The sequence below is a fragment of the Pseudomonas sp. W3I7 genome (genome assembly GCF_030816095.1).
GTDB lineage: Bacteria > Pseudomonadota > Gammaproteobacteria > Pseudomonadales > Pseudomonadaceae > Aquipseudomonas > Aquipseudomonas salomonii.
On record NZ_JAUSXP010000001.1, the window covers coordinates 2,546,027 to 2,559,572 of the forward strand.

General features: G+C 58.0%; 10 protein-coding genes and 1 pseudogene. 4 read left to right on the forward strand and 7 right to left on the reverse strand.

Features of this window, described 5'->3' with window-relative positions; genetic code table 11:
- Positions 1-308: 308 nt before the first annotated feature.
- Entirely contained in the window at positions 309-779 is a 471-nt protein-coding gene (locus QF043_RS11715) for a DUF1289 domain-containing protein (protein WP_058421388.1), read from the forward strand.
- A 139-nt stretch (positions 780-918) separates the two neighbouring features.
- Here the strand turns inward: QF043_RS11715 and QF043_RS11720 are convergent, their stop codons facing one another.
- Entirely contained in the window at positions 919-1,782 is an 864-nt protein-coding gene (locus QF043_RS11720) for a universal stress protein (protein WP_307418591.1), read from the reverse strand.
- Between the two features lie 150 nt (positions 1,783-1,932).
- Here QF043_RS11720 and QF043_RS11725 point away from each other — a divergent pair, with 150 nt between their 5' ends.
- Positions 1,933-2,535 (forward strand): tRNA-(ms[2]io[6]A)-hydroxylase, encoded by a 603-nt coding sequence (locus tag QF043_RS11725; protein ID WP_058421365.1) that lies wholly within the window; start codon positions 1,933-1,935, stop codon positions 2,533-2,535.
- On the opposite strand, the gene QF043_RS11730 is transcribed toward QF043_RS11725, so the two are convergent.
- Complete coding sequence (locus QF043_RS11730) at positions 2,491-3,690, reverse strand: MFS transporter (protein WP_307418592.1); 1,200 nt, start codon at positions 3,688-3,690, stop codon at positions 2,491-2,493. The two genes, QF043_RS11725 and QF043_RS11730, sit on opposite strands and share 45 nt — an antisense overlap.
- 156 nt (positions 3,691-3,846) lie before the next feature.
- Here QF043_RS11730 and QF043_RS11735 point away from each other — a divergent pair, with 156 nt between their 5' ends.
- On the forward strand, positions 3,847-4,554 hold the full coding sequence (locus QF043_RS11735; protein WP_305453761.1) for a winged helix-turn-helix domain-containing protein: 708 nt from the start codon (positions 3,847-3,849) through the stop codon (positions 4,552-4,554).
- Positions 4,555-5,832 carry an ATP-binding protein gene (locus tag QF043_RS11740; RefSeq protein WP_307418593.1) on the forward strand — a complete coding sequence of 426 codons (1,278 nt, stop codon included), beginning with the start codon at positions 4,555-4,557 and terminating at the stop codon, positions 5,830-5,832.
- A gap of 150 nt (positions 5,833-5,982) precedes the next feature.
- On the opposite strand, the gene QF043_RS11745 is transcribed toward QF043_RS11740, so the two are convergent.
- The 5 genes and pseudogenes from QF043_RS11745 to QF043_RS11765 form a co-directional block, all read right to left on the reverse strand.
- Positions 5,983-6,774 carry a MipA/OmpV family protein gene (locus QF043_RS11745; protein WP_307418594.1) on the reverse strand — a complete coding sequence of 264 codons (792 nt, stop codon included), beginning with the start codon at positions 6,772-6,774 and terminating at the stop codon, positions 5,983-5,985.
- A gap of 17 nt (positions 6,775-6,791) precedes the next feature.
- Complete coding sequence (locus tag QF043_RS11750) at positions 6,792-8,615, reverse strand: serine hydrolase (protein WP_307418595.1); 1,824 nt, start codon at positions 8,613-8,615, stop codon at positions 6,792-6,794.
- Positions 8,616-8,709: 94 nt separating this feature from the next.
- Positions 8,710-8,865, reverse strand: a pseudogene (locus tag QF043_RS11755) (GFA family protein); the annotation flags it as partial.
- A 22-nt stretch (positions 8,866-8,887) separates the two neighbouring features.
- On the reverse strand, positions 8,888-12,913 hold the full coding sequence (locus QF043_RS11760; RefSeq protein WP_307418596.1) for a hypothetical protein: 4,026 nt from the start codon (positions 12,911-12,913) through the stop codon (positions 8,888-8,890).
- A 136-nt stretch (positions 12,914-13,049) separates the two neighbouring features.
- A complete protein-coding gene (locus tag QF043_RS11765) occupies positions 13,050-13,538 on the reverse strand; it encodes a GFA family protein (RefSeq protein WP_307418597.1) in 489 nt (162 codons plus the stop codon).
- Positions 13,539-13,546 lie beyond the last annotated feature (8 nt).

The following is a 13,546-nucleotide window of genomic DNA, read 5'->3' on the forward strand; positions in this document are numbered from 1 at the left end:
GCCAGCGCTGCCGGCATTCCTCACAGAAGCTGCTTTCAAAGTTTTACGCCTGCAGAACGGAGCTGATGAGGGTTGGCGCAGGCTCTGACCTACCGGGTCGAACCTGCGCCAACACCGTTCTGAAGGAACGACTGTGCTCGTGACGCTTTGAAAACAGCTTCCAGCGGATTATTGGCGCCTTACAAGGCCGGATGATTCTACGGCAAAAAAAATCTAAAGGTAAGTTACCTAACCAAGTTTGCTGGGTGATCAACCTTAGACAAAGGGCTAACATGGCGCATCGTTTCGCTGATTTGTGTGCGCTGCCCATGTCTAACCAAGCCATCAAGACCCCCTGCGTCGGCCTGTGCTCCACGGTTTACGGCGATCTCGTGTGCCGCGGCTGCAAGCGCTTTCACCATGAGGTGATCCAGTGGAATGGCTATAACGAAGAAGAAAAACGCGCGGTATGGCTGCGATTGGAACAGCTGTTGGTGCAAGTGATGGCGGGCAAACTGGAAGTCTTTGACCCCAAGATGCTGCGTGGGCAGCTTGAGCAGCGCAAGATTCGCTTTGTGCCACACCAGTCCGAGTACTGCTGGGCCTACCAGCTGATCGCCCGAGGCGCGCGGGTGATTTCCAACCTGGAAGCCTATGGCATGGTGCTGCTGCCGGAGTTTCGTGAGTGGGCGCTACCGGAACTGCGGGATGCCATCGATCGTGAGTTCTTTATCTTGTCCGAGGCGCATTACCAGCGCTACATCGCGCCGGGGTTCCTCAGAGATGCGTTGGCGGACTGACAACACAAATCAAACATGTGGGAGCGGGCTTGCTCGCGAAAGCGGTAGATCAGTCAATAATTCGGTGACTGACACTCCGTATTCGCGAGCAAGCCCGCTCCCACATTTGATCTCCATGGTCTGAGGAGGCTATGTCAGGTCAGGCCTTGGTCGCCAGCTCTTGCAGATGATCCATTAACTCTTGCGGCTTGAGCACCAGCACATCACCTTCCACCGCGTCCAGCACCACCTCCGCCGTATTGCCGATCAATGCGCCGGAAATCCCAGTGCGCGCCACCGTACCGATAATGGTCACCGCCGCTTGCAAAGTGTGGGCTGCATGGGGGATCAACACATCCGCCGGGCCTTCCTCGATATGCAGGTGGGTGTCGTCGATATCAAACTCGGCCTGGAACGCCTTGCACTGCTCGCGATAGCGCGCCTCGATGGTTTCCTTGAGCTGGAAGGTCGGGTCTGCCGCCGACAGCATCGGCGACGGATGGGCACTTATCACGTGCAGCTGCGCTTTGGCCAGGCGCGCAATATCGAAGCCATGGTCGATGATGGTGTTGTGCAACGCCTGGTGTTCGCTGTCGCTGTTGCCCACATCAATCGCCCCCAGCACCACCTTGTCGGCCCAGGGCGTCGAGGTTTTCACCAGCAGCACCGGGGTAGGGCAGTAACGCAGCAGTTTCCAGTCTGCCGGCGTCAGCAGGGCCTTTTTCAGCGGGCTGTCGGCAAAGTGCTGCTTGATCACCAGGCCACAGCCTTCGGCCTGCTGCACATCGATGATGGTTTCATGCAGGCTGTCATTCCACGCCTGCTCGGTGGTCACGCTGTAGCCGTCCTCCTGCAGGCCGGACTTGAGCAGGCTCAGCAGCGCCGAATGCTCGTGCTTTTTGTCGCACACCAGCAAATGCAGGTGCGCGCCGGTGACCCCGGCAATCAGCTTGGCGCGCTTGAGCGCCAGGCTTTCGGAATGCTCGGGTTCGATAACCACCAGGATGCTGCGAATGGCTTGCATGGTCGGGGTCTCCAAAAGGGTGGGCCTGGAACAACTATAGTTGCTGCCCGCCAGACGTCATGTTGATGCACATCAAGGCCGGTGGCTGGTGGTCTGCGGCGGGGTCGGTATAATCGCCGGCCTTTAGTGATCCTTTTGCCCGTGAGCCCGATGAACCTGCCCGAAATCCACGAATTCCTCGGCTGCCGCACCCCCGACGCCTGGGTCCAGGCCGCGTTGGCCGATCAGCACACCCTGCTGATCGACCACAAGAACTGCGAATTCAAAGCCGCCAGTACCGCCCTCAGCCTGATCGCCAAGTACCACGCCCATGTGGACCTGATCAGCATGATGTCGCGCCTGGCCCGTGAAGAGCTGGTGCACCACGAACAAGTCATGCGCCTGATCAAAAAGCGCAAGGTCGAGCTGCGCCAACTGCATGCTGGCCGTTACGCCTCGGGTTTGCGCAAGGTGGTGCGCAGCCATGAGCCGGTCAAGCTGGTAGACACGCTGGTGGTCGGCGCCTTTATCGAGGCGCGCAGTTGCGAGCGTTTCGAAGCCCTGGTACCGCATTTGGACGAAGAACTCGGCAAGTTCTACTTCGGTTTGCTCAAAAGCGAGGCTCGGCACTTCCAGGGTTATCTGAAGCTCGCCTACCAGTACGGCGACGCCAAGGACATCGCCCAGGTGATCGAACGGGTGCGCGCTGCCGAGCAGGAACTGATCGAGTCACCCGACATCGAGTTCCGCTTTCACAGTGGCGTGCCAGCCTGAGGCGACGGCCACGCCGATCAGCGCGGTGATCCCGGCCAGCAACAGGATCACCGTTTGCGTGCCCAGCGGCGCCGCCAGCACGGCGATCAACAGGCCCGCCAGCGGCTGCGCCAGGTTGTTGAGCAAGGTGATCACGCCCACTGTCTTGCCGAAGTCCTGCACCGGAATCACCCGCTGGCGGGTGCTGCGCATGTACACATTGAACATCTTGTCGAAGCCGGTGATCAGCAGGAACCCCAGGGTGTAAGCCCACAGATTGGGGCTGACGGCCATGATCAACGCCCCCGCCGCAATCATGGAATAGGACAAACCGCCGAGCACCTTCAACGGCAGGCTGGAACGCGCCAGGTAAAACAGAATAACGATGGTCACCACCGCGCCCGCAGCCTGCAACAACGCATAGGCATCTTTGCCCGCGTCGAACAGGCCAGTGACCATGGCCGCAGACGTCGCCAGCGTGACCCCGATGATCAGGTTGACGCCCACCGCCAGGGCAATGATTCGCTTCAGTTCCGCCAGTTTGCGAATGTGCCCGAAGGCAATGCGCAGCGGTTGCAGCCAGATATCCTGATGCTGCTCAAAGCTCTCCAGGCTGACCGTGGTGTTGCGCTGCCACACCAGCATCGCCAGGTCTGCCAGCACAAACAGCCCGGCAATGCCCACCACCACCCACGGCCAGGCCCACACCTCCAGCATCAGCGCCGCCACCAGCGGCCCCAGCACCAGGCCGCTCTGGTCGGCGATCTGCGAGTAGGACAAGGTCTTGGCATAGGTGTAATGCTTGAAGATATGCGGCATCACCACTTCGCGGGCCATGATGCCCTGGGTCGTCAACACGCCGCACAGCGCCGACAGGATCACCAGCCAATAGATGCCGTCGAACACCCCATACAACGCCACCGCCAGCACGCACGCCAATGCACGGTAAACCTGGCTGATATGCAGGATGCGCACCGGCGAGAACTTGTCGCACAATGCGCCGCACACCGGGAACGCCAGGTAACGCGGCAGTGACTCGACGAAGAACGCCAAGCCGGCCCACGACACACTGTTGGTGGTTTGGAATACGATCAGCGGCACGATAAACAACAGAATCTGGTCCGCCAGCCGCGACAGGAACAGCGAGATAAAAAAAGCCAGGTAGTCCTTGCGCATATAACTCCTGTTAGTGGCGTAAAAGATTGCAGGCTATTTGTTAAAAACTCTTAAAAGCATGAAGCTTCGTCCGGCGGTAGTGGCCAGTTGCTTAAGTCGGCCAGCTTGCCACCTATAATGCGCACACTTCAATCCGCGCATCCACACTGAGAACTTATGGAAAACCTGGGTCTGGGCAAGGTCCTGCTCGTTGAGGACGATGAAAAGCTGGCAGGGCTGATCGCGCACTTCCTGTCGCAACACGGTTTCGAGGTGCGCGTGGTGCACCGGGGCGATGAGGCGCTGGCGGCCTTTCTCGACTTCAAGCCAAAAATCGTGGTGCTTGACCTGATGCTGCCGGGCCAGAGCGGGCTGCATGTGTGCCGGGGGATTCGCAATGTGTCCGACACGCCTATCGTCATCCTCACCGCCAAGGAAGACGACCTGGACCATATCCTGGGCCTGGAGTCGGGTGCCGACGACTACGTGATCAAACCGATCAAGCCGCCAGTACTGCTCGCGCGCCTGCGTGCCCTGCAGCGCCGCCAGGTGCCGGAGCCCACAGTGCGCGGTGCGCTGGAGTTTGGCCGGCTGTCGATTGATCGCAGCTGCCGTGGCGTCAGCCTGGGCGGCGAGGCCATTGACCTCACCACCATGGAGTTCGAACTGCTGTGGCTGCTGGCCAGCAACTCGGGAAAGATCCTTTCGCGCGACGACATTCTCAACCGCATGCGCGGCATCGCCTTCGACGGCCTGAACCGCAGTGTCGACGTGTACATTAGCAAGTTGCGCAGCAAGCTCAACGACAACCCACGCGAACCGGTGTGCATCAAGACCATCTGGGGCAAGGGGTACCTGTTCAATCCGTTTGCGTGGGAGGTTTAGATGCTGCGCCTGTTTCTGCGCCTGTATGTGATCCTGGCGCTGGGGTTGGCCGGGGCAATCTGGCTGGTCAACTACACCTTCGACGAGTTATTGCCCGAGGCCAACGAGGTCTATAACCGCGAAGCCTTGCGCGGGCCGGCCTACGGGCTGGTGGAGCAACTGCGCCCGGTGCAGGGCGCGGCCCGCGATGCGCGCCTGGCGGAACTGCAACCGCATTATGGTTTGCGCCTCAAGCTGGTGCCGCGCGACACCCTGGCGCTCAATGACCGTGAGCAACAATTGTTGGCCGGCGGCCAACTGGTGGTGCGCGGCGACTTCATGGAATTCCTGGCCACCATTGATGGCGGCCCGCAGCTGCTGCAGATCAAGCTGCCGGAAGAACCCAAATGGTTGTACCTGTGGGCCTATGGCTTTCTGGGCGTAAGCCTGGCCATCGTCCTGTATTTTTGGGTACGCCCGCACTGGCGCGACCTCGAGCATATCCGCCTGGCCGCGCAGCGTTTTGGCGATAACGACCTCGGCTCGCGCATCCTGCTGCCACGCCGTTCCACCGTGCGCGAGCTGGCCGGGCACTTCAACCAGATGGCCGAGCGTATCGAAAGCCTGATCGCCAACCAGCGCGAACTGACCAACGCGGTGTCCCATGAGTTGCGCACGCCGATTGCGCGCTTGTCATTTGAGCTGGATCAACTCAAGCAACAGGCCGACCCACGCCAGAGCCGCGAACTGATCGCCGATATGTACGCTGACCTTGGCGAGCTGGAAGAAATGGTCTCCGAACTGTTGACCTACGCCAGCCTGGAGCGCGGTGCCACCCAGGTCACTCGGGAGAATATCGAAGCCCACAGCTGGCTCGACAGCGTGATCGGCAGCGTGGCGCTGGAAGCCGAGGCAGCCGGGGTGCAGTTGTCGTTGCGCACCTGTGAGGTCGACTTTATCCAGATCGAGCCGCGCTTTATGGCGCGTGCAGTGATCAACCTGCTGCGCAATGCCATTCGTTATGCCGAGCGCCGTGTAGAGGTGTCGCTGGTCAAGTTCGGTAATGGCTACGAAGTGCGGGTCAATGACGACGGCCCTGGTGTGCCGATGGAGGGGCGGTCGAAGATATTCGAACCGTTCCTGCGCCTGGATGCCAGCCGCGATCGCCGCACCGGCGGCTTTGGCTTGGGGCTGGCGTTGGTCAAGCGCGTCAGCCAGTGGCACGGCGGGCAGGTGGAAGTGCTGGATTCGGAGTGGGGCGGGGCGTCCTTCAGAATGACCTGGGCGTACGCCGAGTAACCCTTGAAGCCGGCAGGGAATGGGTGTGATCACCCCTTCAATGTGGGAGTTGGCTTGCCTGCGAATGCGGTGCATCAGTTAAAGAATTATTGACTGACACACCGCATTCGCGAGCAAGCCCGCTCCCACACGTTCTGATCGGCTAGCCGATCAGAACGTGTATTCCAAAACCCCCATCACCGACGTCTGCAACCGTCGCTCCACAATCGGGCTCTTGCCCGCTTCATCTGCCAGGTACTGCACATCCAGCAAGGTCGAGAACTGGGTGTGTTCGCTGATCGGCAGGCTCCACACCAGGTTCAGGCCATTGCTGATATTGCCCGCGCCGGCCTTGTAGGCTTTGAAGCGGCTTTGCGCGGCCTGGCCGGTGGTTACGCCATACCAGGTCTGCAAGTAGTTGCGGTCGCCAAAGTGGCTGCTGAGGCTGGCATCCACCGAACCGTAGCGGCCTTCATACAGGTGGGTGCCCAGGCTCAGTTCCAGGTGGGTGTAGGCTTTGCCGGTGTCTTTGCGGTCGTTCTCCTTGAGGGCATGTTCCAAGGTGGCGCCGACAATCACACCACCCAGGTTATAGCTGGCGTTGACGCCCAATTGCGGGCGGGCCTTGATCTCGCCCATGCCTTTAAGGCGTTTGGAGCCGGCATGCAGGCTCTCGTTTTTATCCTTGCGCGCGGCGCTTGCGCCGACATACGCGCTGAAGCTCAGGGCATTGCCTTCGTAACCCCAGCCCAGGCCCTTGTCGGTGTCGAGGAAAATCCCCCACGGGCTGACGACTTTGCCGCCCAGCAGCGGCGCGGTCATGCGTTCGTCGCTGCCGCTGTAGCGCGGCAGGTTGCCCACGCCGGCCTTGAGGCTGTATTGCCAGTCTTCGGCAATCGCAGTGTCTGCAACCGCGAGCAGGCACAGTGAGGTGATTGACAGGCGGAAGTTTTTTGAGCGCATCCGGGTATTTGTCCTTGTTAAAAATTCAAGAGGTCGTTGGGCGATTGCGTGCGTTTGAAGGAGTAGCCCGAGGCGCTGAGGCCGTTAACCTGACGGCTGACGGTATCGCCCAGGCCGTAGCCGTTGCCGGCCAGTACCGCGTGGGCGTTGTCGACGGGCAGCAGGATGTAATCGGTAAGCGGCTCGTTGTGCAGTTGGCCGCGAATCACCAGGAAGCCTTCTTCCAGGCGCACGCTGATGCCGCTCAACGGCGCGTCGGGTTCATGGGTGTTGAGCACCTGATAGGTGCCGATGGTGGAGGCCCAGGCCAGCGGCAGCGGCGGCGGGTCGATGCGTTCACCGATGGCCAGGCGTTGGCCATGGCTGCGGGCTGTGAGCACTTGGCGGCCCTGCACCGTGACCACGTCCAGCTGTACGCGGCCCAAATCACCGAGGTCCTTGAGCCAGAAGCCCAGGATTTTTTTCTGCGCGCGCAGCCAGCCGTGCTCGTCGCGCAATAGCTCGAAGTCAAAGCCGGCCAGCTCACCGCTCAGCCGATCGCCGTCATCCTTGACCCGGAATACGCCCCAGGCCGTGGCATAAAACCCCGCCAGGCGCTTGCGGTCGACGGCGGCGGGCACCTGGCGCAACTTGAGCCCATGGCTGGGCGCCTGGCAGTCGTCGGCGCACACGGCTTGCCCGGTTTGCGCCTGGAGCATCAGGCGCAGGGTCTCGGTGGCCAGGCGCGCGACCAGTTCTTCGGCGTTGCTGTCGTTGGCCATGATGATCACCGCCAGTTGCTGGTCGGGCAGCACGCTCAACTGCGCGGCAAAATCATCACCGCCGCCACTGTGCTGGTAGGTGCGCACGCCGGGGGCGACGGGTTCATCGCCGCAGGGCGCGAGGAACCAGCCCAGGCCCATCTGGCAATCGAAGTCCAGGGCATTGCCGGTGTTTTGTTGGGTGAACATCTGATCAATCGACGGGCTCTCAAGCACGCGGGTGCCTTTATAGAGGCCATGGGCAAACAGCATCTGCACGTAGTGGCTGAGGTCTTTGGGGCTGGCCCACAAGCCACCGGCGGCCAGGTCGCGCACCTGCGCATCGGTACTGGCCACGCCGTCTTCGTAACCGAGGGCGCGAAAGCTCAACTGCGTGCCGGTGCCGACAAAACTCGACTGGTTCATCTCCAGGGGCTTGAGCAGGCGGCTTTGCAGTTGGGCTTCAAAACTTTTGCCGCTGCTGCGCTCGATGGCCGCACCGACCAGTGAATAACCGAGGTTGGAATAGGCCACCTGCGAGCCCGGCGGGCTGCTTAGCCACACGCCCGACACGCGCATCGGCATCTGGCTCATGGCATAGGTGCTGCGCACGTCGCGCAAATGTTCACTGGGCAAGCCGGACTGATGGCTGAGCAAGCGGCGCAGGGTGATATCGCGGTCGGCGGCGGCCGGGTCAGTGTGAAAGCGCGAGCGCACGTAAAATTCGCGCAAGGTCTGCTGGATCGGCGCGTCCAGGCCCAGGCGCTGTTGCTCGACCAATTGCATGGCCGCCGTGGCCGTCAGTAGTTTGGAAATGCCGCCGGCGCGAAACGCCGTGTTGGCGGTCACCGGCACACCCTGGGCCTTGTCGGCCAGGCCAAAGCCGCGCGCCCAGATCAGCTCCTGGCCATTGACCAGCGCAATCGACAACCCGGGCACATTCTCGCGGGCCAGGTCTTTGGGAATGCGCGCTTGCAGGTAGCGGATGATCGCGCCGTAATCGCCCTTGGGAATCGCCGGCGGGGCAGGCGGCTGCACGTGGCAGCCGAGCGTGCCCAGCAGGCAACCCCATAACGGAATACCGCGCAATGTGCGAAACATGAAGAGCACCCGGATGGTGGTTTGGATGCTCGAATGCTAGGGCCATGCCGGCCAACAATCTTTGAGAGCTTTGTCGAGAAACTGTCAAAGAGTGTTAACGCGTCAGCCCCAAACGCTCATGCCATTGGGCGATGGATTCTTCGGGGTATTCGTCGAACTGCACATCGCCTTTGCGCACACTGACCCCGACCCAAGGCGCCTTGGCGCCGAGCATCGGGTGCCTGTGTTGCGGCGGTACCGGTAATGCCGTGACTAAAAGAGCCTGGCGGGTTTTAGGCGGCCGGAAACTTCACCGGGCGGTAGTAGAACGGTATCTCCTTCACTGTTCGGGAGCCCTCGATGACGGCATGAGGATTGATTTTTTCGGGGCTAGCGGCAAAACTCAGTTGGAGTCGTCTGTGGATTGTCTCGTTGATTTCCGCTGATGAAAATTCTGGATTTGTAACGAACAACTCTTTCTTTGAGGCCAATACTTTTTCAGGCGTAACTTTGACGCGAACAGGCCCCTGAAAAGCTTTAACATTACGCTTTATTAATTGCCCAAACTGACTGCCGAAAGAGTCCGCGGAACCGTTGGCTGAACCACACATCAATAAGCGGACATTATTAAACTGTTCAGGCTTTACACCCTTGCTTTTCAGAAAATCCAATAGTTCGCTGGGTGAATTTTCCCGGCCGTTGAAAATCATGGGGACGGGTTCATCAGCAAGCAGTTGCCTATAGGTTGGTCTCGCTCCGTGCGCGACGACGTTGAGTCTCTCAACGCCTTTATATTTGTCGATATACATAAAGATATCATCGCCAAGGATGGTAAAGTCTTTTATATCTCCTCCGATGTTAATTGCATTGTCTCTGGCCAACCCTTGCTCTAAGTGGTTAGGCTTTTTTCTCCTGCGTACCACTCCGCTGGTAGCGTCGGCGACGTCATCAGCTTTATTTAAAGTATTGTCAAAATACCTCGCTGTCTCAGGCTTGAAGTCATTGAGAGGTTTTCCGATTCGCTTGTCGTTGACGGGATCAAATGCATACCACTTGCCCGTTTCTGCGTCGAGCTGGGCAGGCGTGGACAGTGTTGCAGTGCCGTGTTTGTAGGTGCCCTGGGCGATGTCCGGGCGCGACGCAAACTTGGACAGTTCATATTTTCCGGTTTTGTTACTTAGCCAGTTTTTTACTTGAGGACTGGGTGTATAGGAAGTGATGTTCCTTATGCGTTTGAAGAACGGGCTACCGAACGATCGAGCTCGCCTAAGCTGAGCAGGTAGTGACGGCAGGCCTCTCAGTCTCTTCAGCAAACCACCGCCCGCCAGAAACATGACACCGTCAAATACCAGCTCTACCGTTGCCTCTTTCCAATTGCCCTCGGCGAGTCTCCTGATTCCGTTTACGAACGGTAGAGGGCTAAATAAAAGATCCGTGTTTCTCTTGTGCTCATCGTCTTCGTCATCAAACCTGGTGGTGTGATGGGCGGCCTCCGTCAGGGCTTTCAGGTCAGCGTCCTGGTAGGAATATCGGGTCACCAGTTCGCTGAGAAATCGAGTACGTGGGCTGGTATACGACGCGGGAATCGAGGCGTCATCTGCAGCGGTGCCGCGTAAATCACTGTCTTTCACCTGGCTATCGACGAGCGGTTCGACGATTACGTTTGTACGTGTATACCCGACTGGCGATTTTTTGTGTTTCTCTTGCCATTCTTCCTGTAAGCCTTCGGTGACAGGGCTCCTGCCTATAAAATTGTTCGCAGGGTCGAATTTATAGGTAATTGTTTTCTTATTAAAGGTCGCTTTGATATACAGGGGCTCCTCGATGTTGCTTTTGTCCGGGGCGGGGTACGACGTAGCCGTGACACTTGCGATTCCGTTGGGTTTGAATTCCTGAATTGGCCTTTTGCGAAGTATTTCAAGGCTCCCATATTCCAGTTGCTGTCGATCGGACAGCGGCAATTGCGCAATCAAATGCGCGTTAAGATTGGTTAGCGATTTCTTCCTGTTACGGTCGAAATCTGCAAGCTCAGCAGCGTGACTTTCTTTGATGTTCTGAGGAATAAGGCCTAGCGCACTGATCGCGGAGGTTGGGACTTTTTGCTGATCGGTTGAATACCATTTTTTGTTGTCTTTCAGGTCCGGGAGGTGTTCGGAAAGGCTCAGGTCCAACATGGAGTAGGGCCCATGCTTGACGTCCAACACCGATGATTCAAGCGAATTGCTGGTTCTGTCCGCGTCACTGGTGATCACGTTGGCTTCAAGGTCGACATTTTTAATTTGCCTGCCCATTATTTCCAGTGCCTTGTCTTTCAACGTGGGCAACGGTGCACTCAGGTCCGTGCTGATGGTTGTCAGCCCGGTCATCACCTCAGAGAACGTATCCTGTGCAGCATTCAGTTGTGCGGCGGAGTAGTGTCCTGTGGTGGAGGGGGTTAGCACTCCATACATTAACGCCCAATCGATCAGTGCCTCCTGTTTTACCTTATTCATCAGCGCTTCATCTTCGGCGTTAGTGGGTTCGAGGCTCCCGTATTTGACGACTTGATCAAACGTCATCTTTGCGCTGCTTCCAGGGCTCTTCGCCTCTATGAAGGCTACCGTTGTTTTCAAACTGAACCAGGTCGGCGAACCATACGTCACACTGCTGGGTATGTTTTTAACCAACAGTTCAGGTGCAGCCTGCGAGAGCAATAGATGTGACGCCACAGCTGCGTATTTTTGTGTGGCGCGTTTCGTGGTCTTCAAGTGTACGAACAGCTTGGTATGGATTTGCTCCAACGGTTTGCCGTAAAAGGCCTTATCGGCCAGATCGAACCCGGCTACTTCATTTCTCTTGTTGGGGTCAAGCCACGAGGGTTGAGCCAGCCCGAGGTACATGGTCGCCAAGACCCAGTCTGAACTGTTTTTATCCTCTGCCGTCCCCATTTTCTTTTGCAGGGCAGCCTCCAGTTCCTTGGCTTTGGGCGACGTGACAATTGCATTGAGTAGGTCGGCCGGATCGGAAAACTCAGGAAAACTGCGGTTATCACCGTCTGTCAGGTAATCAAGAACATCACCCTTTTTAGTGTCGGTACCCAGCCCTGGCAGTCCCAGGTTGTTATACGTAACGTGAGAGTGCGCCAGCTTTTTCTCATCCAAAGTGACGGGTACTTGCCAGCCTAAGGCGCCTGCCAAGTTACCAAGAGGCGTAGACGGCAGAACCTCTTGCCTGAGGGTCGCAATCAGAGTGTTTATTTCATCTATTGTTTCTGGAATATTAGAGCCGATGTTGGCGAGGAATTGTTCAACGCTGACCTTGTTCCCTGGCACTAATTGTTCATCTTGAAAGTACCGGGAAGCAGGGTCGATCTGCAGGTGATTGTTCTTGAAGAACTCCCGGATACGGGCTTTTTCGTTGCGCTCGGCGTCCTCGGGTGTGGGCAGTGAGCTTTTGAAGTGCGGGAGCGTATTAACGGGTTCAGGTGGCGGGGTTGCGAAATCGATAGCTTTACTCAATTGCTGAAGCAATTGGTACTTGTTGTGGATATCGCCCAATGTGTTCTGCTGCTGCTCCAGCACTTCCTCGGAGCCCTTCTTAAGTTGCTCAGTTGAAAGAGAGGTATCAGGCATAGGAAACATGTCGGTTTGTTTAAGCTGATTGGCTCGTTCAACGGCCTTATCTTTGCTAACAGGAACATGCTCGCCGTGAAACGCCATGATCTCTGACAGCGTGGCAGGGCGCTCCGCGTGTGCGCTGGGCGAAGACCTGTCAGCGGGCTGCACTTCGACCACGGGCTGGTTGGGAGCCATGACGCGGGCCGCCTGCATGATCAGCCGCCACGAGTCCGGCAGTTGTTGGCCGATAACCGCTGAAAATGTTCGTAGATAGTCCTCGGGGTAATGGACGTTAACGGATTTGACGGTGACCGTTATGTGTCCTGCCGACGTGTCGGTTGGAGGGGTAATGCGAATAGGTTTGGTGAGGTCAATATTATGCTGGTCGGCCCATTGCTTAAAATCTGGCCCTGCGAGCAGGTTATCGAGATGCTGGCGCCACTGCCCGAACTTAGAACTCACAGGCACAGGTATCGTCGGTTTGCTCAAGTCAGCCGGATTTTGATTCTGCGCCGCATCGACCAGCGCAGTGGCATAAGAGGCTGCCAGCTCCTTGTCGGCTGTATTGCCCGACGTGGTTTTGATCAAGCCATGCTGCGAGGACACAGCGGTTTTTTGGACGTCAGGCGGGTCTGATGAGACTGTATTTAGTGGTAGCTGTTGGCTGGGGAATGCCGAGAGCGTGGAAGACGTTGCCGCAAAGGATTGGGCGTTCACAGACATAAATAGGCTCCGTAAGGATGACAGTATTAATCACGCTTTGCCTACGTGATATAGCGCTATCTGTAGTCAGACCCCCAACCTTGGTTCCGGCTTGATTGTCACAAGATGGTTCTCTTATCGCTGAAGTTAAAGCCTGTTAACGCGTCAGCCCCAAACGTTCATGCCACTGGGCGATGGATTCTTCGGGGTATTCGTCGAACTGCAAATCGCCCTTGCGCACACTGACTTCCACCCACGTCGCCTTCGAACCGAGCATCAGGTGCGTATGCTCAGGCGGCACCGGCAACGGCGTGTCGATGGCCGAAGCAAACGGGTGAATCAACTCCGGCCACTCCGGGCTGAACAGCCACAACGCGCTGCCGCACTGCGAGCAGAAATGCCGTTCGGCGCTGCTGGCATGCGCACGGCTGGCGCCCTCGGGCTTGAGCCTGGCGTGGTAGATCGAGATATGCTTGCGTCCCTGCACCTTCAGGCTTTGTGTATCGCCGGCAAGGTTGATCGCATAACCACCGCCGCCTTGGGTTTTGCGGCAGATGGAGCAGTAGCAACGCTGATAAGGATAGGGATGCTGGCTGTTCAGGGTGAATGTTACGGCGCCGCAATGGCAGGATCCTTCGAGTTGCATGAGCTGAC